17 protein-coding genes, 1 tRNA gene and 1 pseudogene are annotated in these 19,179 nt (G+C 68.0%); 11 read left to right on the top strand and 8 right to left on the bottom strand.

Translation table 11 applies throughout. The annotated features are described in order from the left end of the window. Window positions 1–73: 73 nt before the first annotated feature. The 5 genes from ABQJ56_RS09810 to ABQJ56_RS09790 all read left to right on the top strand — a co-directional run bounded on the left by ABQJ56_RS09810 (window position 74) and on the right by ABQJ56_RS09790 (window position 4,926). Window positions 74–1,234 (top strand): hypothetical protein, encoded by a 1,161-nt coding sequence (locus ABQJ56_RS09810; protein ID WP_367844836.1) that lies wholly within the window; start codon window positions 74–76, stop codon window positions 1,232–1,234. Window positions 1,235–1,319: 85 nt separating this feature from the next. Beyond that, window positions 1,320–2,294, top strand: coding sequence for a UDP-glucose 4-epimerase GalE (gene galE, locus ABQJ56_RS09805; protein WP_367844835.1), 975 nt, complete (start codon window positions 1,320–1,322; stop codon window positions 2,292–2,294). An 82-nt stretch (window positions 2,295–2,376) separates the two neighbouring features. After that, on the top strand, window positions 2,377–3,087 hold the full coding sequence (locus ABQJ56_RS09800; RefSeq protein WP_367844834.1) for a phosphatase PAP2 family protein: 711 nt from the start codon (window positions 2,377–2,379) through the stop codon (window positions 3,085–3,087). Between the two features lie 479 nt (window positions 3,088–3,566). After that, complete coding sequence (locus tag ABQJ56_RS09795; RefSeq protein WP_367844833.1) at window positions 3,567–4,199, top strand: helix-turn-helix domain-containing protein; 633 nt, start codon at window positions 3,567–3,569, stop codon at window positions 4,197–4,199. After that, on the top strand, window positions 4,192–4,926 hold the full coding sequence (locus tag ABQJ56_RS09790) for a nucleotidyl transferase AbiEii/AbiGii toxin family protein (protein ID WP_367844832.1): 735 nt from the start codon (window positions 4,192–4,194) through the stop codon (window positions 4,924–4,926). The genes ABQJ56_RS09795 and ABQJ56_RS09790 overlap by 8 nt, the downstream gene beginning before the upstream one ends. A gap of 166 nt (window positions 4,927–5,092) precedes the next feature. On the opposite strand, the gene ABQJ56_RS09785 is transcribed toward ABQJ56_RS09790, so the two are convergent. The 5 genes from ABQJ56_RS09785 to ABQJ56_RS09765 all read right to left on the bottom strand — a co-directional run bounded on the left by ABQJ56_RS09785 (window position 5,093) and on the right by ABQJ56_RS09765 (window position 11,791). Further along, complete coding sequence (locus ABQJ56_RS09785) at window positions 5,093–6,910, bottom strand: SLC13 family permease (protein ID WP_367844993.1); 1,818 nt, start codon at window positions 6,908–6,910, stop codon at window positions 5,093–5,095. Window positions 6,911–7,509: 599 nt separating this feature from the next. Beyond that, complete coding sequence (gene trmB / locus ABQJ56_RS09780; protein WP_367844831.1) at window positions 7,510–8,214, bottom strand: tRNA (guanosine(46)-N7)-methyltransferase TrmB; 705 nt, start codon at window positions 8,212–8,214, stop codon at window positions 7,510–7,512. A gap of 248 nt (window positions 8,215–8,462) precedes the next feature. Then, on the bottom strand, window positions 8,463–9,263 hold the full coding sequence (locus tag ABQJ56_RS09775; RefSeq protein WP_367844830.1) for a thiazole synthase: 801 nt from the start codon (window positions 9,261–9,263) through the stop codon (window positions 8,463–8,465). A 67-nt stretch (window positions 9,264–9,330) separates the two neighbouring features. Continuing rightward, window positions 9,331–9,609, bottom strand: a complete 279-nt coding sequence (gene thiS, locus ABQJ56_RS09770) for a sulfur carrier protein ThiS (RefSeq protein WP_437343416.1) — start codon at window positions 9,607–9,609, stop codon at window positions 9,331–9,333. Between the two features lie 10 nt (window positions 9,610–9,619). Next, window positions 9,620–11,791 (bottom strand): DUF6600 domain-containing protein, encoded by a 2,172-nt coding sequence (locus tag ABQJ56_RS09765; RefSeq protein ID WP_367844829.1) that lies wholly within the window; start codon window positions 11,789–11,791, stop codon window positions 9,620–9,622. 252 nt (window positions 11,792–12,043) lie between these two features. On the opposite strand from ABQJ56_RS09765, the gene ABQJ56_RS09760 reads away from it, so the two are divergent. From ABQJ56_RS09760 to ABQJ56_RS09740, 5 genes are all read left to right on the top strand, one after another. Further along, window positions 12,044–12,117, top strand: a tRNA-Gly gene (locus ABQJ56_RS09760). Between the two features lie 94 nt (window positions 12,118–12,211). Continuing rightward, window positions 12,212–12,664 (top strand): ATP-dependent zinc protease family protein, encoded by a 453-nt coding sequence (locus tag ABQJ56_RS09755; protein WP_367844828.1) that lies wholly within the window; start codon window positions 12,212–12,214, stop codon window positions 12,662–12,664. Continuing rightward, window positions 12,661–13,566 (top strand): 30S ribosomal protein S6--L-glutamate ligase, encoded by a 906-nt coding sequence (gene rimK, locus ABQJ56_RS09750; RefSeq protein WP_367844827.1) that lies wholly within the window; start codon window positions 12,661–12,663, stop codon window positions 13,564–13,566. Before ABQJ56_RS09755 ends, rimK begins: the two co-directional genes overlap by 4 nt. Before the next feature lie 349 nt (window positions 13,567–13,915). Further along, a complete protein-coding gene (locus tag ABQJ56_RS09745) occupies window positions 13,916–14,602 on the top strand; it encodes a response regulator transcription factor (protein WP_367844826.1) in 687 nt (228 codons plus the stop codon). Next, window positions 14,586–15,869: a sensor histidine kinase gene (locus tag ABQJ56_RS09740; RefSeq protein ID WP_367844825.1), complete on the top strand. Its 1,284-nt coding sequence runs from the start codon at window positions 14,586–14,588 to the stop codon at window positions 15,867–15,869. The genes ABQJ56_RS09745 and ABQJ56_RS09740 overlap by 17 nt, the downstream gene beginning before the upstream one ends. 88 nt (window positions 15,870–15,957) lie before the next feature. Here ABQJ56_RS09740 and ABQJ56_RS09735 read toward each other — a convergent pair whose 3' ends face one another. The 3 genes and pseudogenes from ABQJ56_RS09735 to ABQJ56_RS09725 form a co-directional block, all read right to left on the bottom strand. Then, complete coding sequence (locus tag ABQJ56_RS09735; protein WP_367844824.1) at window positions 15,958–16,392, bottom strand: hypothetical protein; 435 nt, start codon at window positions 16,390–16,392, stop codon at window positions 15,958–15,960. A 46-nt stretch (window positions 16,393–16,438) separates the two neighbouring features. After that, window positions 16,439–17,392, bottom strand: coding sequence for a serine/threonine protein kinase (locus ABQJ56_RS09730; RefSeq protein ID WP_367844823.1), 954 nt, complete (start codon window positions 17,390–17,392; stop codon window positions 16,439–16,441). Window positions 17,393–17,506: 114 nt separating this feature from the next. Beyond that, window positions 17,507–17,945: pseudogene (locus ABQJ56_RS09725) on the bottom strand (hotdog fold thioesterase). Between the two features lie 25 nt (window positions 17,946–17,970). On the opposite strand from ABQJ56_RS09725, the gene ABQJ56_RS09720 reads away from it, so the two are divergent. Continuing rightward, window positions 17,971–19,062, top strand: coding sequence for a 2Fe-2S iron-sulfur cluster-binding protein (locus ABQJ56_RS09720; RefSeq protein WP_437343415.1), 1,092 nt, complete (start codon window positions 17,971–17,973; stop codon window positions 19,060–19,062). The last annotated feature ends 117 nt before the right edge of the window (window positions 19,063–19,179 follow it).

Genomic DNA, 19,179 nt, shown 5'->3' with positions numbered 1-19,179 from the left:
TGGTTTTGCGGTTGGATTCAGTGCTTCTAAAGAAGCACTTATGCTTCGAGTGATTGCCGGAAGAATGACTATGATGAGTTCAAAAGTGTCGGGTTGGCTTTGGGATCTCATGGGTGCTCTGGTCATTCTCTTGTGCAGTGTGCCCGCATGTTGCGCCGCTAATGTGGTCATAGGTGTCAACGTCGTTAATGTCAATCATCTTTCGGTGGTGCGGCAGAATGATATGCTCAAGGCGATCAAGTCTGCCGGCGTCACTGTCATCCGTTCCGGCATTCCAGCCACCGATGATGGAGTAGATTTCGCCCGACGGGCCTATGCGATGGGGATCCGGATCGACTGGATCGTCAGCTTCCTAGACGCCTATCAGGTCGGCGCGCCCACTCGGACCTATCAGAAGTCGACGTACTCGAACATGTGGAGCGGGCACCCACTGTCCGCTCTTGACCCCGATCTTTTCAAGGCTAAATTTTCCAGCGTTCTGGCCAAGCTTGATGCAGCTGGGGTGAAGCTTGAGGCCATGGAGATCGGTAACGAGATCAACATGGCCGGGTTCAATCCAGATTTTCCAGTGCCAAGCGAAAGTAGGCAGTTTAGTCTGGAAGACCTTGAGCACGATCCGGGGGCACAACAGATTGCGAAAGGTTATCTTCAGTATCTGAAGATTCTTGCCCAGGTTAAAAATGTTCGCGATCACACTCGGGTGAATCGCACTACACCCATCCTCACCGCCGGATTTGGTGCGTATGAGGGGCCCGAGGGGCCGCTGAGCAAACATACCCCCGGGCTTGTCAGCCTAAACGCTACATTAGACTTCCTGCGTGCACATGGCCTAGATCAATGGGTGGATGGTTATGCCGTTCACGTTTATCCATGGAGCGATCATCCTGGGGATCCTCTCGCGGCGGCAGGACGTCGGCGTCGCCTAGCACAATTTGTGTTGGCTCGTTGCCATCCACCAGGGAGCGAGATCGGCAAGCCGTGTTGGATTACGGAGTGGGGTTTCAAGTTGCAGGATACGATGTGCCCTGTGAACGACAGTGAGCGGGTAACGTTGGTGAGAGAAATGATGGGAGACTTCAAGCCGTACGTTGAGCAGGGAAGACTTAAGGGTCTGATATATTTTGGGTGGAACACGGATCCGTGGGCGAAATCGGTCGACCCATTCAGCCTTTATCAGTGCGGCAGTCTAACGGCGAGTGGACGTTTGGCGCTCGATCCTTCTTTGCTTCAGTAGTGAAAGTGCCCTGAGGTCATCACCTTGGTCATGCACCGGCCGATCTCACCCGCAATATTCGGTTGTTCATTAGAGTAAATGATTAATGAAGATTTTGCTTTGCGGTGGAGCAGGCTATATCGGTAGCCACATGGCGAAGTACCTCGCGAGCTTTGGTCATCGGGTTGTCGTTCTAGACAATCTTTCCACCGGCCATCAGAAGGCAGTGCTGTGGGGCGAGCTGATCGAGGCGGACCTGCTGGACTCGGCCTCGTTGGAACGCGTTTTCAGGGGACAGCACTTCGATGCGGTGATGCACTTCTGTGCACGTTCGCTGGTGGGCGAATCGATGCAGCAGCCCTATGCGTATTACGCCAACAATGTGGTGGGCACGTTGCATCTGTTGGATGCGATGCAGCGACATGGGGTCGAATGTCTGGTGTTCTCCTCGACCGCGGCGGTGTATGGACAGCCGACGTCGGCCCTGATCGACGAGGATCACCCCACGGCGCCGATCAACCCCTACGGCGCCAGCAAGCTGATGGTCGAGCGCATGCTGGCCGATGCAGCCCATGCATACGGGCTGCGCTCGGTGGCGTTGCGTTACTTCAATGCGGCCGGCGCCAGCCCGGATGGCGAGATCGGCGAGGCGCATACGCCGGAAACCCACCTGATCCCGAACGTGTTGCGCGCGGCGCTGGGTACCGGGCCGGCGCTGAAGGTATTCGGTGACGATTACCCCACGCCCGATGGCACCTGCGTGCGCGACTACGTGCACGTGGATGATCTTGCCCAGGCACACGAGCTGGCATTGGCGTACATGGACGCGAACGATGGCGCGCACGTGTTCAACCTGGGCAATGGCTGCGGCTTCTCGGTGCGCGAGGTGATCTCCGCCGCGCAGCAGGTGACTGGCCGCGCGATCCCCCACGAACTGGCGCCACGCCGAGCTGGAGACCCCGCGGTGCTGGTCGCCGCCAGCGCCAAGGCGCGCAATGCCTTGGGCTGGCGGCCGCAGTACACCGAGCTGGCGCCGATCATCGCGAGTGCGTGGCGCTGGCACGGCGATCCGCGCTTCTGATGGGGAGCGCCATGCGCATCGCATCCCGCCAAGGCCGTAGAGGCGCGCCCCCGGCACAAGTCCGGGGCAGGCTCTGTCTGCGATGCTCTCGGGTGGGTTGCAGGGTAGAGTCATCGCGCACGGGGCGCGCTTCTACGAGGGCGTTGGCGTGGCCGGGGGCGTGGTGCTGATCCTGCTGGACCGTTCGACCTGGCTGCACCTCACCGCGCTGGGCGACAGCGCGGTGATCCTTCCCTGCGTTGCGTTGATGGTGGCGTGGTTGCTGGTATCGCGTGCGACCCGTGGCCTCGCGCTGGGTTGGCTGTTGGCCGTATGTGGCGTCGGCGGCGTGGTGGTGGGCAGCAAGCTGCTCTTCATGGTCTGGGGCATCGGTTTGCCGGGCCTGGATTACACGGGGTTGAGCGGGCACAGCGCGATGGCGGCCTTGTCGTGGCCCACCCTGCTGGCGCTGCTGGCGGGCGGTGCCCGCAACGGTGTGCGCCTGCTGGCCGTGGCCGTGGGCATGCTGCTGGCTGCCGCGATTGCCTGGTCGCGGGTGGCGCTGGATGCGCACTCGATCCCGGAGATCGTGTTGGGCTGGTCGCTGGGTGCGCTGGCGAGCGCGGCGTGGCTGGCGTGGTCCTGGCGCGCGTGGAAACTGCCGCTGCGGGCCTGGCCGTTGCTGCTCTCGCTGCTGCTGGCGTTGCCCTGGGTCTACGGGCAGCGCTTCCCGTCGCAACAGTTGTTGACCCGCGTGGCCAGCAGCCTTGCCGCCAACGGGCAGCTGCACCTCCGTGCCCATCTGCATCACTGACCTGCCGCGATGAATCGATGCGATGGGGGCGGGTCAGCCGGCGGCTGGCGCAATATCCGTTTGCCTCAGGCCCGCCAAAGGGACGAACGGCGGCGGCTCAGGAGATCGACTCGCTCCTGCTGAGCGACACGCACAGCCCGGCCACGATGACACCCAGGCAGGCGCCCAAGGAAACTCCAAGTACGAAGACAAGCATGATTCACGCCCCCTGTAGACGCGGACCGCGATGCGGTCGAGTGCGGCCATTCTCCGGGTATGGAATTCCGATGGGTGACCACCACGTCACAGTCTGTATTGATGTGGCGCCGCGGATGCCTGTTCATGTACGCCCGGTGAGGGCCATGGCCCCCTGGCAAAGGCCGTACCGGCGATCGGATGCCGATGTTCCGTGGTGTGCCTGATTCCTTTCGCGGAACGACGATGCTTGCCTGATTGCGCACGCCGACTGGAGTCGAGGTGCCTGTTTGTGAATGGGCTGAATGTCCAGCGTGGGCTGTTGGGCGCAGGTGGAGATGCTGGCAAGCGGCGCGCTTGCGGGGCGGATCGACCATAAAATGTATCTCACAATTGACAAATTGTCGATTTTGTATATTTTGGGAAACACTATTCGAGATGGATACATGCCTCCTGCAGACGCTCATCCCCATGCGGCCCCGGCTCTCGGGAGCGTGATGCTGGGCGCTGCCTTGCGCGCGCGGCGCAAGGCGCTGGGCATCAGCATGGCTGCGGCGGCCGAGGCGGCGCAGGTCTCTCGCATCACGTGGCATCGGCTGGAAAAGGGTGAAGCCACGGTTGCGTTGGGCTCCTTGCTCGCCGCCGCGCGCGTGCTCGGCATGGATCTGCGCCTGCAAGCCAAGGATGCGTCATCGCCGGTTGCGGAATATCCGCTCGACGTCGGGCTGCCACTGCACATCCGGTTGGACGATTACCCGCAGCTCCGGAGCCTTGCATGGCAGGTCGGCGATGCGACCCAAGCCGTGTCTCCGCGCGAGGCGCTCGGTTTGTACCAGCGCAACTGGAGGCATCTGCAGCCGGAGTTGCTGGAGCCGGAGGAGCGTGCTCTGATCGATGCCTTGCGCGAGGTGTACGGTGCGGACGACCTGCGTGTTTGAGCGGCCGCATCATCGGCGCATCGCCCGGATCCTGGACGCGCTCGACGGTGCGAAGTTGCGCGAACTCAAGTGCTGGTTTGGCGGCGGCACGGCCATCGCGCTGCGCCATGGCGAATACCGCGAGTCGGTCGACATCGACTTCCTGGTCTCCGATCCCGATGGCTACCGGCAGTTGCGCCAGCGCCTGGCTGGTGCCGCGAACATCGATGCGCTGTTGCACGCGGATGCGCGGCCGGTCGTGCTTGCCCGAGACATCCGTGCCGACCAGTACGGCATCCGCACGGCGTTGCTGGTGGACGACGTGCGCATCAAATTCGAAATCATCAGGGAGGCGCGGATCGCGCTGGACGAGCCTGCGCGCAGTGATGTCGTATGCGACATTGCCACGCTCACGACGGTCGATCTTGCCGCCAGCAAACTGCTCGCGAATGCCGACCGTTGGCGCGACGACAGCGCTTTTTCACGCGACGCGATCGACCTGGCGATGATGGGCCTGCCGCCGCGCCGCCTGCGCGCTGCGCTGGACAAGGCCGGGCAGGCTTATGGCGATGCCGTCGTCGAAGACATGCGACGCGCGCTCGATGCCTTGCGCGAACGGCCGGCGCACCTCGAACGCTGCATCCGCACCCTGGCGATGGCGATGCCGCCTGCCGTGCTGCAGCAACGCCTGCGCGTGTTGCGTCGACGGCTGGAGCGCGTGGCAGGGGAGTCGCCGACGGCGGATTGAGCCAAGAGCGACCCTGCTGGCCGTCATGTCGGAAAAGACCGGAATCGAATGCCTTCGCGGCGTGGTGAAAGCCGCTGGATCCCGGCCTTCGCCGGGATGACGAGCCTTGAACCCGGAACACTGCCTGCATGCGGGCGCGGGCGTCCGTTGGGGCGTGGCTGGCGGCTCAGCGGAACAGCAGGTTGATCGAGACCAGGGTGACGATCAGCATCGCCAGGGTGAGTGGCGCACCCACGCGCAGGAAATCCCTGCCCTTGTAGCCGCCGGGGCCGGTGACCATCATCAGCGCGGGGTGGCCGGAGCTGAGCAGGAAGGTGTTGGACGAGGACACCGCCACGATCAGCGCGTAGGCCGACGGGTTGCCGCCGGTGGCCACCGCCACCGAGATCGCGATCGGCACCATCATCACGGTGGCGCCCACGTTGGACATCACCTGCGAGAACAGCAGGGTGAGCACGGCCAGCGTGGCCTGCAGCACCCACGGCGAGGCGCTGCCCAGGTAGTGCAGCACGTACTGCGCCAGCCACGCCGCGGTGCCGGTGGAGTCCATCGACCAGCCCAGCGGGATCAGGCAGGCGGTGACGAAGATCGTCTTCCAGTTCACCGCCTTGTAGGCCTCGTCCATGTTCAGCACGCCGCTGAGCAGCATGCCGATCGCGCCGGTCATCATCGCCACCGACAGGTCGAGGTTGGTGAACAGCGCCAGGCACTTGGCCAGCACGAAGAAGCCCACCGCCTGCCAGATCTTGCCGGGACGCTGTTCTTCCTTCGGGATGTCGGTGACGACGACGAGGTCCTTGTCCTCCGCCGCCAGCGAGAGGTCGCGCCAGGTGCTGTGCACCACCACGGTGTCGCCCGCGCGCAGGGTCACCGCGCGCACGTCGTCGCGCAGCACCTGGTCGCCGCGGTTCACCGCCAGCACCGAGATGCCGAAGCGCTTGCGCAGCCGCAGTTCGCCCACGGTGTGCTTGATGAAGCGCGACACCGGCGGAATCACCACTTCGGAAATGCCCGCGCGGGTGGGGTTGAACAGCTCGGCCAGCTGGCGCATGCGGGTGGAGAGCCGGCACAGCTGGTTGTTGGCGAAGCGGTTGAGCTGCTCGCGCGGGCCCAGCACGCCGAGCACCGAGCCCACCCAGATCACGTGGTCGGCCGGCGGCGCCATGCGCGCCTCGTTGCCGCTCTTGATCGCCAGGATCAGCGGCGCGTCGTGCAAGGCCTCGGCCTCGCCGATGCTCATGCCCACCAGCGGGCTCTCGGCGGTGACGGTGAGCTCGGCGGTCTCGCCCACGATGCCGTAGGTGTCGGCGAAGTAGCTCTCGGTGCGGCCGGGCGTCACCTTCAGCCGTTCGTCCTCGTGGCCGGGCAGCAGCTTGCGGCCGAAGAAGTAGAAATACGCCACGCCCACCGCGGCCAGCGCGAGGCCGGCGGGAGTGACGCTGAACAGGCCGAACTTCGGGATCGTGTGCGCGCCCGGCAGCAGGTTCGCGTTCGCGCTGGCGATCAGGTCGTTCAGCACGATCAGCGGCGAGTTCGCGATCAGCGTGGTGTTGGTGGCGGTGAGGATGCAGAACGCCATCGGCAGCAGCAGCCGCGACAGCGGCACGCCGGTGCGCGCGGACAGGCGGCTGGATACCGGGATCATCAGCGCGGCCAGCGCCTGGCTGGGGATCACCGCGCTGAACAGGCTGGCCATGATGTTGATGACCACGCCCAGGCGCGACTCCATGCCCTTGGCCAGCCGCATCACCATGTGCGCGGTGAGGTTGAGCACGCCGGCACGGTCCAGCCCCTCGCCCATGATCATGATCGCGATGATCGCGATCACCGCGTTGCCGGCGAAGCCGTTGAACACGCGGTCGGAGGGAATCACCCCGGTGAGGCCGATCACCACCACCACCAAGAGCGCCACCATGTCGGCGCGGATCCACTCCAGCACCAGCATCAGCATGGTGAAGCCCACCAGCCCGAGCACCAGGATCATTTCGGGGGTGAGCGTAAGCGGCACTAGCGCGCTTCCCGGCAGGGCGTCGGATGTGGATGGATGCGGGGTGGCAGTGGCGAATTCACGCTGCGGCGCTCGTCCCTGGCAGGTTCGCGCAAGTATAAGCGGCGCGATGCAAGGGCTGGTGAACCACGGGCCATGCGCACGATCGCCCCTCTCTCTCTTTTGGGACGCGGGGAAGAGGCCATGGATGCTCCTGTCCTGGGAGCGGGGAAGTGCTGTCCCCTCTCCCCCTCGGGGAGAGGGCAGGGTGAGGGGACAAGGCTTGCGTTGATGGTTGCTTCGAACGGGCACTTTCGCAGCGTGGCCCCTCACCCCAACCCTCTCCCCGCAGGGGAGAGGGAGCCGGGCGGAACCCCGCTTCTTTGGGATGCGGGGAAGGGCCATGGATGCCCCTGTCCTGGGAGCAAGGAAGTGCTGTCCCCTCTCCCCTTCGGGGAGAGGGCAGGGTGAGGGGCCGGGGCTTGCGGTGATGGTTGCTTCGAGCGGGCGCTTCCGCAGCGTGGGGGGGGGGGGCCCCCCTCTCCCCGCAGGGGAGAGGGAGCAAACGAGACGCCGCCCAACGGGCGGCGTGGCTTTCACTTCATTGGAGCACGCCGATACAGCAGGTCCCACACCCCGTGCCCCAGCTTCAAGCCGCGCCGCTCGAAGTGGGTCTCGATGCGCCATGCCGGCTTCCCGGCGTACTGGCCGGGTGCGACGGCGTTGTGCCAGTCGGGCGCGGCTTCCATCGTTGCCAGCATGTGTTCGGCATAGGGCTGCCAGTCGGTGGCCAGGTGCAGCAGGCCGTCGGGCGCCATGCGCGAGGCGAGCAGGGCGACGAAGGCGGGCTGGATGATGCGGCGCTTGTTGTGGCGCTTCTTGTGCCAGGGGTCGGGGAACCAGATGCGCGCCTCGGCCAGCGTGCCGGGCGGGATCTCGTGCTCCAGCACTTCCACCGCGTCATGCTTGTACAGGCGCACGTTGCGCGCGTCGCGCGCGGCCAGCGCGTTCATCAGCCGGCCCACGCCCGGGCCGTGCACCTCCACGCCGAGATAGTCGCGCGCCGGATCGTGCTCGCTGGCCCAGGCCAGCGCCTCGCCGTTGCCGAAGCCGATCTCCAGCACCAGCGGTGCCGACCTGCCGAAGCGCGCGGCATAGTCCTGCGCGGCGCCGCTGTAGTCGATGCCGTAGCGCGCCCAGTGCTCGTCGAAGGCGCGCTGCTGCGCCGGCGTCATGCGGCCTTCGCGCAGCACGAAGCTGCGGACGCGGCGGAGGTGTTCGGTGGGCGAGGTGTCGGTCATGACAGGCGGAAAACTGGCGAGTGAACCCTCTCCCTTCGGGAGAGGGTGCCGACCTGCAGGTGCCGAGGCGCCTGCGGAACAGCGAAGCTGGCCCCGAAGGGGGGGCGCCAAGGATGGCGCGAATCCAGGCGGAAGAGGGTGCGGACGGAGCGAGCGGGTGGAGCCTTGCGCAAGACCCAAACGCAGCGTTCCAGCCGCACCCTCTCCCCCAGCCCCTCTCCCGGAGGGAGAGGGGAGAAGGCAGCGGATCAGCCGATGGTGCCGTCGATCGGGCTGGAGGCCGAGGCGTAGCGCTTGCGCGGGATGCGGCCGGCCTTGAACGCGGCGCGGCCGGCCTCGATCGCCAGCTTCATCGCGTGCGCCATCAGCACCGGGTCCTTCGCGCCGGCGATGGCGGTGTTCATCAGCACGCCGTCGCAGCCCAGCTCCATCGCCACCGCGGCGTCCGAGGCGGTGCCCACACCGGCGTCGACGATGATCGGCACCTTCGCGTTCTCCACGATCTCCAGCAGGTTGTAGCGGTTCTGGATGCCCAGGCCCGAGCCGATCGGCGCGGCCAGCGGCATCACCGCCACGCAGCCGATTTCCTCCAGCCGCTTGGCCAGGATCGGGTCGTCCGAGGTGTAGACCATCACGTCGAAGCCGTCGGCGACCAGGGTCTCGGCGGCCTTCAGCGTTTCCACCACGTCGGGGAACAGCGTGCGCTGGTCGCCCAGCACCTCCAGCTTCACCAGCTTGTGGCCGTCCAGAAGCTCGCGCGCCAGCTTGCAGGTGCGCACCGCGTCCACGGCGTTGTAGCAGCCGGCGGTGTTCGGCAGCAGGGTGAATTCGTCGGGCGGCAGCGCGTCGAGCAGGCTGGGCGCGTTCGCGTCCTGGCCGACGTTCACGCGGCGGATCGCCACGGTGACGATTTCCGCGCCGGCGGCCTGCGAGGCGCGGCGGGTTTCGTCGAAATCCTTGTACTTGCCGGTGCCGGTGAGCAGGCGCGAGGCATAGCTTTTGCCGGCGATGACCAGCGGATCGGCGACGTCGAAGGTCTTGAGGTTCATGGGGATGCCTTGCGAGGGCGGCGTCCGGCGCGAACGTCGCGGGGATGCGGGAACCGGGTGTGCGGACTCACCCGCCGCCGATGGCCTGGACGATCTCGACCTGGTCGCCTTCGGCGAGCGTGCGGCTGGCGTGCTGGCTGCGCGGCACGATCTCGTGGTTCAGCTCCACGGCCACGCGGCGACCGCCGTAGCCGGCCGCTTCCAGCAGCTGGACGATGGTGGTGGCGGGAGCGCAAACGTGCGGCTGGCCGTTGAGCGTGATCTGCATGCGCCCATTGTAGCCGCTGGCGCCATCGGTGCCGAATCGGGGCAGGGTCGCCTTGTCGCCGCGGCGGGCGAGCGACAAGGCGACGATCTCAGTGCTGCTCGTCCTTGCGCGGCGGTGGCGCGCTGTGCTCCGGCGCGGCATGCCCTTGCTGTCCCTGCGCGGCGGGACGCGGAGCCTCGTGGCGAGGCTGGGCGAATTCGCGCGGTGGCTGATAGGACGGCTGGGCGTATTCGCGTTGCGGCTGGTATGCCGGCCGGCTGTATTCACGCTGCGGCTGGTACGCCGGGCGCGGCGGCGTGTAGGCCGGCGCGGGGGCGCGTTCCATCGGCGCAGCCTGTGCAGGTGCGCGTTCGAAGCGTGGCGGTTGCGGCAAGGCGTTGGCCGGGCGCTCGCCGCGGCTTTCCGGCTGCGGGCGCGGTTGCTCCGGCCCTGCGATGTAGCTCACGCCGGGGCGCGGCGCCGCAGCGGGCTCGGCGCGGCGGATCGGTTCGGCCGCGGGCAGGCCGCGCCCGTTGGTGTACGGATGGGCGAAGCGGGCCGAAGGCAGTGCACCTGCCTGCGCCGGTGCGGGTTCCACCCGGCGCACGTCCGGAAGCCCGGCAGGGGCATCCGGGGCGCGCATCGTGCGCGGCTGTGCCGGTGCGACGCGGGCCGATTCGCCTTGCGGCGCAGCGACGGGGCGCGCCGTGCCGCGGTTGTCCAGCACGCGCACGTTGGCGAACGGCGCGGGCATGCGTTGCGGCGTGCGCCCGCCCGCCGGGGCGAAGTTCGCGTGCACCGCGGGCAGCATGGCCGGCGGCGGCGTGTGCGCCACCACGTTGCGGCGGAAATCGGCGGTCGGTGTCCGCGGGCTGCGTGCCGGTGCCGCGCTGCGCAGGTCGGGGCGCACCGTGGCCATGCCGCGAGCCAGCACCGGCGCGGCGGCGAGCCGGTGCGGATCGACGCGCAGCAGGCCGCGCTGCACGCGCTGGCCGCCGGCGAAGGTCGCGCCGGACACCGCGGTGAAGCCGCGTGGCGCGGCGCGGTTCGCGTAGCGCAGGTTCGGCGGTACGCGTCCTTCGCGGTAGTCGTCGTACCGGCTGTCGATATGGTTGATGACCGTGTTGCGGTAGCCGGCGTTTCGCACGTAGATGTTGGTGACGTTGACGCGCCGGTAGTACGCGCGGTCGCAGTGGTACCACGGGTTGTAGATCTCGCCCGGGCCCAGCGGGAACCAGCCCACCGGCGCGCCGCCGATGCCGACCGACACGCCCCAGCCGCCACCGCCCACGAAGGCCACCAGTGCCGGCGCATACACCGGCCGTGCCAGCCGCGGCCCGGGGATCCAGCCCCAGGCGCCGCGGACCCAGGCCCAGCGGCCGTAGTGGTACGGCGCGAAGCCCCATGGCGCGGCATCCACCCAGGTCCAGCCCCACGGCGCGATGTACGCCCAGTGGCCGTCACGGTACGGCGCCCAGTCCACCGGCACCTGGCTGGGATACCAGACCGCGCCGTAGTCCGGCGAGTCCTGCCAGCTGCCGTATTCATCCAGGTCCTGGTAGCCGACCACGTCGGCGGAGACATGGGGATCCGCCGCGGATTGCGCGTAGCGCCGGTCGCGCTCGCTGCACCACGCATCGAAGGCATCGCCGCCGCCGATGTCGCTGACCGCGAGCGCCGCCAGCGAGGCGTCGTCGAACTGGTAGCTGCGGCCCTGGATGACGTCGTGCCGGGCATCGTTCTCGCCGTAGACCGTGGCCTGGCCGTTGAACACGGTGACGCGGGTGCCGCTGCCGTTGTTGTCCACGTCCACGCGGATGGTGCCGGGGCTGCTGACTACCAGTGCCAGCGTCGGCGTATCGATCTCGTAGCTCTGGCCCTGGTCGAGGTGGCGCACGCTGAGGTTCAGCGTGCCCTGGGTCAGCTCCATCTGGGCGAGGTTGTCGTTGAGGTTGAGCAGGCCGAAGTCGCTGCCGCCGGCCATGCGCAGGCTGGCGCCGCCCAGCTCCAGTTCGGCGCGGGCGTCGTCGCCGGTGGAGAGGCGGTCGCCGGTGGTCAGCGGCCGGTTGAGGTCGGCGCCGGCCCAGTCCTGGCTGCCGGCGGGCAGGAAACCGAGATCGCCGGCGATGTAGGACAGCCGCGCCACCCGATCCGGTGGCGCGCTGCCATCGGTGTCGGCGGATTGCGCCTGGGCCAGTCCGGCCACCACGCACAGCAGCAGCACGGCCAGCGGCCGCCAGCCGCGGCGCAACGAAGCAAGCAGAAAAGCAGGCACACGCATCGGAGTCTCCCGGTTCCAGGCGCAACGCGGACCGGCATGGCGCGATTGCCATTCGGCCCCAGGGCACGTTGCGCGACGTGCATTGACGATCCGATTATGCCCATGGAGGGGATTAGGGCCGGCTTAGTTTTCCGCACCGGCCCCATCGATGGTTCAGCCGGCGGATATCCGCCGGCCGGCGGCGATTCATGCGGGAACGCCGGTCGACGATTCCCACCGCGCCATTTCCCGGGTTACCATCCGCGGGCCGACGCGGGTGTAGCTCAATGGTAGAGCTGTAGCTTCCCAAGCTACTGACGAGGGTTCGATTCCCTTCACCCGCTCCATTGCCTTCCGCCGCAATGGCCAGGCGCCGCCCCCATCGCCACCCCAGCGAGTGCGCCGACACCGATGACGGATCCGACCACCCCGTGTCAGATCGTGCCGGGTCCGCTCGTGCTGGGCTGGCGCGAGCGGCTGGCGCTGCCGCAGCTGGGCATCGCCCAGCTCAAGGCCAAGCTCGATACCGGTGCGCGCAGCAGCGCGCTGCACGTGGAGACGCTGGAAAGCTTCCAGCGCGACGGCGCGGTGTGGTTGCGCTTCATCGTGCGCACCGGACGGCACGCATCGGGCGAAGTGCATTGCGAGGCGCCGGCGCTGGACCGGCGCGTGGTCACCGACACCGGCGGCCGCCGCACCGAGCGCTGGTTCATCCGCAGCGAGATCCTGCTGGCGGGGCGACGCTTCGCGGCCGACATCAACCTGACCGATCGGCGCCACCTGCTGTTTCCCATGCTGCTCGGCCGCAGCGCCCTGCACGGGCGCTTCGCGGTCGACCCGGCGCGCGCCTACACCCAGCCCCGGCTGCCGCTGGCGGCCACGGACCGTCCATGAAGATCGCCATCCTCTCGCGCAACACCCGCTTGTACTCGACCCAGCGCCTGGTGGACGCGGCGCGTGCGCGCGGCCACGTGGTGCGCGTGCTTGACCCGTTGCGCTGCTACGTGCGGATCGCGCCGGACAGCGTGGCGATCCGCTACAAGGGCAAGCCGGTGCGCGATCTCGATGCGGCGATCCCGCGCATCGGCACGCAGAGCACGTTCTACGGCACCGCGGTGTTGCGCCAGCTGGAGACGATGGGCGTGTACACGCCGAATTCCTCCGACGCGGTGCTGCGCGCGCGCGACAAGCTGCGCAGCCTGCAGATCCTCGCCGCGCAGGGCATCGCGATGCCGGTCACCGTGTTCGGCGACAACCCCGACGACACCGAGGATCTGCTCGCGATGCTGGGCGAACCGCCGCACGTGATCAAGCTCAACGAGGGCAGCCAGGGCACCGGCGTGGTGCTGGCGGAAAAGCGCAGTGCCTCGCAGAGCGTGATCGAGGCGTTCCGCGGCCTGTACGCGAATTTCCTGGTGCAGGAGTTCATCGCCGAGGCCAAGGGCTGCGACCTGCGCTGCTTCGTGGTCGGCGGCAAGGTGGTGGCGGCGATGCAGCGCGAAGCCAATGCGGGCGACTTCCGCGCCAACCTGCATCGCGGCGGCAGCGCGGCGGCGGTGAAGCTGAGCGCCGCGGAGAGGCGCATCGCGGTGCGTGCCGCTGCCGCGATGGGATTGGGCATCTCCGGCGTCGACCTGCTGCGTTCGGATCGCGGGCCGCTGGTGCTGGAGGTGAACGCTTCGCCCGGACTGGAAGGCATCGAGGCGGCGACCGGCGTGGACGTGGCCGACGCAATCATCGCGTTGCTGGAGACGCAGGTCGGTGGTGCGCGTCGCGGCAGGGCAAATGCGAGATGAACGCCGCGCGGTGGGTTAACCGGGTCGTAACCCGCGAGCTTCTATAAACGATACCGCTGTCGATGTGCCGTAAGCGTGCCGCGAGGTTCGATGACGGTGGATGGCGGTAACGGGACGAGCCTGTGCCCGGATGCGACGGCGACCAGCCGGCACATCCGGGTTTTTTCTTGGTGTATTTGTGCGTTCGGCCGTGAACGCGAAAGTCAAACGGGCGGCCGTCCATGGCCGCACTCCTCAGGAAAAGCCGCTTCGATTCAAGATTCAAGGCTTCACGGTGGGTTGTGCGGCGCAAATGTTAAGCTTGCGGCCGGAGCCGGCCCATGTCGCCGGCGGCATCGCGGAGCGGCGCATGCGCGTACTGGTGATCGAAGACAACAGCGATATCGCGACCAACATCGGCGACTATCTGGAAGATCGTGGCCATGTGGTGGACTTCGCCGGCGACGGCGTCACCGGCCTGCATCTGGCGGTGGTGCACGATTTCGACGTGATCGTGCTCGACCTCACACTGCCCGGCATGGACGGCCTGGAGGTGGCGAAGAAGCTGCGCCACGAGGCGCACAAGCAGACGCCGATCCTGATGCTCACCGCGCGCGACGCGCTGGAGCAGAAGCTCACCGGCTTCGAGTCCGGCGCCGACGACTACATGACCAAGCCGTTCGCGTTGCAGGAGCTGTCCGCGCGGCTGGAAGTGCTGGCGCGCCGCGGCAAGGGTCCGCAGAGCCGCGTGCTCAAGGTGGCCGACCTCACCTACAACCTCGACACGCTCACCGTGAGCCGCGCCGGCAAGGCGATCCAGCTCAACCCGATCGGCCTCAAGCTGCTGCAGGCGCTGATGGAAGCCAGCCCCTCGGTGGTGACGCGGCAGGATCTGGAGCAGAAGGTGTGGGGAGAGGAGCTGCCCGACTCCGATTCGCTGCGCGTGCACATCCATGGCCTGCGCGCGGCGATCGACAAGCCCTTCGACAAGCCGCTGATCCACACGCGGCACGGTATCGGCTACCGGATGGTCGAGCCGGATGCAATCCAGGCGTAAGCTCCGTTTCCGCCTGGTCCTCTCCTTCGCGCTGTTCGGCTTCGGCCTCAGCGTGTTGTTTGCCGTCGCCTCGCTGTACGTGCGCTCCAAGGTCGAGGACCAGCTGGTGGTGTCGGCGTTGCAGCACGACGTCGACCAGGCAGTGGATCAGATCATTGCGCACCCCGACCAGCAGACGCACTCCGAACTGCTGGAGGCTTGGTTCAAGAGCGACCGCACGCTCTACAAGATGCCTTTGGCCTGGCAGGACCTCAGTACGGGAGTGCACGACATCACCGAGGCCGACGCCAACGGCGTGCTGCGGCATTACAAGCTGGCGGTGCGGCGCAAGGATGGCATCATCGGCTTCGTGCGCTACGACGTGAGCCGCGAGGAGCTGGGCAAGCGCCAGTTGGTGACTTCGTTGTTCGCAGTGGTGTTGCTGTTCAGCCTGCTGTCGCTGGCGATCGGCCTGTGGCTGTCGCGCAAGGTGCTCAAGCCGGTCAGCCAGCTCGCGCAGCGCCTGCGCGATTTCCGCAAGGCCGGCAAGGCCGAGCCGCTGGCGCAGCATTTCGCCGACGACGAGGTGGGCGAACTGGCGCACGCGCTGGACGAGTATGCGGCGCGCCTCACCGCGATGGTGGAGCGCGACCGCGAGTTCAACTCCGACGTCAGCCACGAGCTGCGCACGCCGCTGGCGGTGATCGCCAGCACCACCGAGCTGCTGCAGGGCTCGCCCGACCTCACCGACAAGCTGCGCGAGCGCCTGAAGCGCATCGAGCGCGCCTCGCGCCAGGCCACCGAGCTGATCGAGGCGCTGCTGCTGCTGTCGCGTGCCGAGCGGCGCGGCCCCACCCGCGGCGAGACCACCGAGGTGGCCAGGGTCGCTGCCGACGTGATCGAGAGCCAGCGCCCGCAGGTGCGCGGCAAGCCGCTGGAGATCGAGCTGGCGGCGCGCGAGCCGGTCAGCGTCAACGCGCCGGCCTCGGTGCTGTCGGTGGCGCTTACCAACCTGATCGGCAACGCGATCAAGTACACGCTGGAAGGCACGGTGCGGGTGGAAGTGGGCGCAGGCCGCGTCGAGGTGGTCGACACCGGCCCCGGCATCAAGCCGGAGGATGCCGAGAAGCTGTTCCAGCGCGGTGTGCGCGGCGAAGGCGCGGGCGGCAGCGGCGCGGGCCTGGGCCTCGCCATCGTGCGGCGGCTGTGCGAGCTCTACGGCTGGGAAGTGTCGATGCGTCCGCGCACCGACACCAATGGCGCGATCGCCACGATCGTGTTCGGCTGAACCCTGCGCGGGAGCGCACCCCGTGCGCGATGGCTCCGGCGCCTGGTCGAGGCCGGGAGCATTCGCGCACAGGGAGGGCCCTGCAAGCTCAGCGCAGCTTCAACGCCAGCCACGACAGCAGCGCCAGCAGGTTGATGCCGAGGTGCGCGGCGGCGGGACCGCCGACGGCGAGCACGAAAGCCTGGCTGCCGAAGTGCGCGGCCAGCCCCAGGTGCGGCGGCAGATGCAGCGTGGCGAACACGTTGACGTAACCACCGCAGTGCAGCGCCCAGCTGAAGACCGGCGTGGCGATCAGCGGCAGCTGCAGCAGCTGCGCCCAGCCCGACCAGCGCACGCCGCGCTCGCTGTTCTCCAGCAGCAGCACGCCGGCCACCAGCACAAAGGCATACAGCGCCAGCCCGATCAGCGCGAGCACGCTGTCGTGCGCGCGGAACGGCAGCAGGCAGTACAGCATCTGGATCATGCCGTAGCAGCCACCGGCCACTTCGAGGATGCCGATCAGGCGGAACAGCAACAGGCGCATGGTGGACTGGCTCCGGGAAAACGGGGAGGCATTGTAGGCGAGGAGTTCAAGCGAGCGTGTCGGCCAGTTCGTGCAGGTCGGCGATGTGCTCGTCCCACCAGCGCGCCTCCGCGGCGAACGGGAACGCGGCGGGGAAGGCGGGGTCGTGCCAGCGCAGGGCGATCCAGCCGGCGTAGTGCAGCTGGCGCATCGCGCGCAGCGCGGGCACCAGGGCGAGTTCCGCGTGGTCGAAGTCGCGCAGCTGGGTGTAGCCGTCCAGCAGCGCGCGCATCGCCGCGTCGTCGCTGGCGAGCATCCACAAGTCCTGTACCGCGGGACCCGTGCGCGCGTCGTCGAGGTCGACGAAGTGCGGGCCGGCGTCGGTCCACAGGATGTTGCCGGGGTGGCAGTCGCCATGCAGGCGCAGCGTGCGCACCGGACCCGTGGCGTCGAAGCGCGCGACCACCGCCGCGTCGAGCCGCTGCGCGGCGCTGCGGTAGGCGGCCTGCAGATGCACGGGCAGCAGCGACGAGGCCAGCACGGCCTGCATCGGCTGCGCGATCAGCGTGGCGCGGTCGAGCGTGCCGCGATGCGCGAAGGCGCGCCGCGCGCCCACCGCATGCAGGCGCGCGAGCAGGCGGCCCAGCCACTCCAGCTGCTCGCGCGATTCCAGCGTCGGCGCGCGGCCGCCGCGGCGCGGCGCCAGTGCGTAGCGGAAGCCGCCGTGGTGCAGCAGGGTGCGGCCGCCGGATTCGAGCGGCGCCACCATCGGTACTTCGTCCGCGACCAGCTCCTGTGCAAACGCGTGTTCTTCGAGGATGGCCGCATCGCTCCAGCGTCCGGGCCGATAGAACTTCGCGATCACCGGCGCGGCGTCCTCGATGCCCACCTGCCACACGCGGTTCTCGTAGCTGTTGAGCGCGAGCAGGCGGCCGTCCGGCCACAGGCCGCAGGCATTGACGGCATCCAGGACGAGGTCCGGGGTGAGGGTGGCGTAGGGGGCGGCTTCCGCTTCAATCATGTGAAGTTCCATGTTCGAAGGTGCTCAGGCGGCAGGGTACACGGGCATGCGGGCCCGCACGGCGCGTTCGCCTCCTCTCCCTATGGGGAGAGGGAGTAAAACCGTGCGCGTGCCTCACTTGGCCGCCGCCTCGACCGGCACCACCGCCATGGTGATGCGCGACACGCACACCAGCTTCTGCCGCTCATCACTCGATGCGGATCTCCCACAGCTGGGTGCTGCGGCCCAGGTGCAGCGCCTTCGCGGTGCCGGTGACGGTGCCTTCGCGCACGCCGCGCACGTGGTTCGCATTGATCTCCAGGCCCACCGCGCGGAATTTCGCCGGATCGAGCGTGAGCATCGCCGCGGAGCTGCCCAGCGTCTCGGCCAGCGCCACCGAGGCGCCACCGTGCAGCAGGCCGTAGGGCTGGTGGGTGCGGCGGTCCACCGGCATGGTGCCGCGCAGCCAGTCCTCGCCGACGTCGGTGATGCGGATGCCCAACGCCTCCATCAGGGTGTTCGTGCTCCACGCGTTGATGCGCACCAGATCGGTGTCCTGCTGCCAGATGCTCATGCCCGTCCTCGCCTGAAGGCCTCCATTGTCGGCCGACCGCCATCGCGGCGACAATGCGCGCGTGTTCACCGTCACCCTGCAAAGCACCGGCCGCCGTTTCGACGTGGCCGCGGGCGAAACCGTGCTGGAAGCCGCACAACGCGCCGGCATTGCCTTGCCGTACTCGTGTCGCGCCGGCGTCTGCGGCAGTTGCAAGGCCACCCTGCTGGCCGGCCGTTGCGGGTATCCGCGCAACCCGCCGCTGGCGCTGGATGCGGACGAACGTGCCCATCATGCCGTGCTGCTGTGCCAGGCGGTGCCGGCCAGCGACCTGCTGCTGGAGGCGCGCGAGGTGGCCTCGGTGGAGGACATCGCACGCCGCCAGCTCGGCGTGCGCGTGACCGGGAAGCACCTGCTGGCACCGGACGTGACCGGGCTGCACCTGCGGCCCGTCGACGGCGAGCCGCGGCTGCAGTGGCTGCCGGGGCAGTACCTTGACGTGCTGCTGGACGAGGACAGACGCCGGCCGTTCTCGATCGCCAACGGGCCGCAGCCGGATGGCACGATCGAGCTGCACGTGCGCCACGTCGCCGGCGGCGGCTTCACCTCGCGCGTGGCCGATGAGCTCGCCGTGGGCGACACGCTGCGCATCGAGGGGCCGCTGGGCACCTTCGTGGCGCGCGAGGATTCGGAACGGCCGATGATCTTCGTGGCCGGCGGCACCGGCATCGCGCCGGTGAAGGCCATCGTCGAGCACTTCCTCGCGCTGGGCACGCGCCGCGCGATGGACGTGTACTGGGGCGTGCGGCACGCGGAAGACCTGTACCTGCGGACGCAGATCGAAGGCTGGCAAAGGCAGGCGCGTCAGCTGCGTTTCCATGCGGTGCTGTCCGACATGGCGCCGCTCGCCGCCGCACCGCTGCGTACGGGACTGGTGCACGAGGCGGTGCTGTCAGATCATCCCGACCTCTCCGGCCACGACATCTACATGAGCGGCCCGCCCGCGATGATCGACATCGCCCGCCATCGCTTCGTGGCGGCGGGGCTGCCGGAGGACCGGCTGTACTACGACTCGTTCGACTATGCGCCGGACGTGCTGGCGCAGATCATCGCCAGCCGCGCGGGATTCCACGCGTAGGAGCAACTGTCTTCACCCCGGGTTGGGCACTCTCCATTCGGTGCGGTCACGGGCCATGGCGTTGAGGCGGGTGAGGAGGACGCGCATGCAGGCGGTGATGGCGACCTTGGCGCACTT

Origin of the sequence: Rhodanobacter geophilus, from assembly GCF_040812275.1 — a bacterium.
Lineage (GTDB): Bacteria > Pseudomonadota > Gammaproteobacteria > Xanthomonadales > Rhodanobacteraceae > Rhodanobacter_A > Rhodanobacter_A geophilus.
Note: the sequence above shows the minus strand (reverse complement) of the source record. Positions and strands in the feature narration are given on the sequence as shown.

Excerpts from the sequence above, each read along its gene's own strand:
- galE (WP_367844835.1), top strand. The coding sequence starts at position 1,320 with ATGAAGATTTTGCTTTGCGGTGGAGCAGGCTATATCGGTAGCCACATG.
- ABQJ56_RS09810 (WP_367844836.1), top strand. The coding sequence starts at position 74 with ATGAGTTCAAAAGTGTCGGGTTGGCTTTGGGATCTCATGGGTGCTCTG.
- rimK (WP_367844827.1), top strand. The coding sequence starts at position 12,661 with ATGAAGATCGCCATCCTCTCGCGCAACACCCGCTTGTACTCGACCCAG.
- ABQJ56_RS09800 (WP_367844834.1), top strand. The coding sequence starts at position 2,377 with ATGCTCTCGGGTGGGTTGCAGGGTAGAGTCATCGCGCACGGGGCGCGC.
- trmB (WP_367844831.1), bottom strand. The coding sequence starts at position 8,214 with ATGACCGACACCTCGCCCACCGAACACCTCCGCCGCGTCCGCAGCTTC.
- ABQJ56_RS09745 (WP_367844826.1), top strand. The coding sequence starts at position 13,916 with ATGCGCGTACTGGTGATCGAAGACAACAGCGATATCGCGACCAACATC.
- ABQJ56_RS09740 (WP_367844825.1), top strand. The coding sequence starts at position 14,586 with ATGCAATCCAGGCGTAAGCTCCGTTTCCGCCTGGTCCTCTCCTTCGCG.
- ABQJ56_RS09735 (WP_367844824.1), bottom strand. The coding sequence starts at position 16,392 with ATGCGCCTGTTGCTGTTCCGCCTGATCGGCATCCTCGAAGTGGCCGGT.
- ABQJ56_RS09785 (WP_367844993.1), bottom strand. The coding sequence starts at position 6,910 with ATGATCCTGGTGCTCGGGCTGGTGGGCTTCACCATGCTGATGCTGGTG.
- ABQJ56_RS09775 (WP_367844830.1), bottom strand. The coding sequence starts at position 9,263 with ATGAACCTCAAGACCTTCGACGTCGCCGATCCGCTGGTCATCGCCGGC.
- ABQJ56_RS09730 (WP_367844823.1), bottom strand. The coding sequence starts at position 17,392 with ATGATTGAAGCGGAAGCCGCCCCCTACGCCACCCTCACCCCGGACCTC.
- ABQJ56_RS09795 (WP_367844833.1), top strand. The coding sequence starts at position 3,567 with ATGTCCAGCGTGGGCTGTTGGGCGCAGGTGGAGATGCTGGCAAGCGGC.
- ABQJ56_RS09765 (WP_367844829.1), bottom strand. The coding sequence starts at position 11,791 with ATGCGTGTGCCTGCTTTTCTGCTTGCTTCGTTGCGCCGCGGCTGGCGG.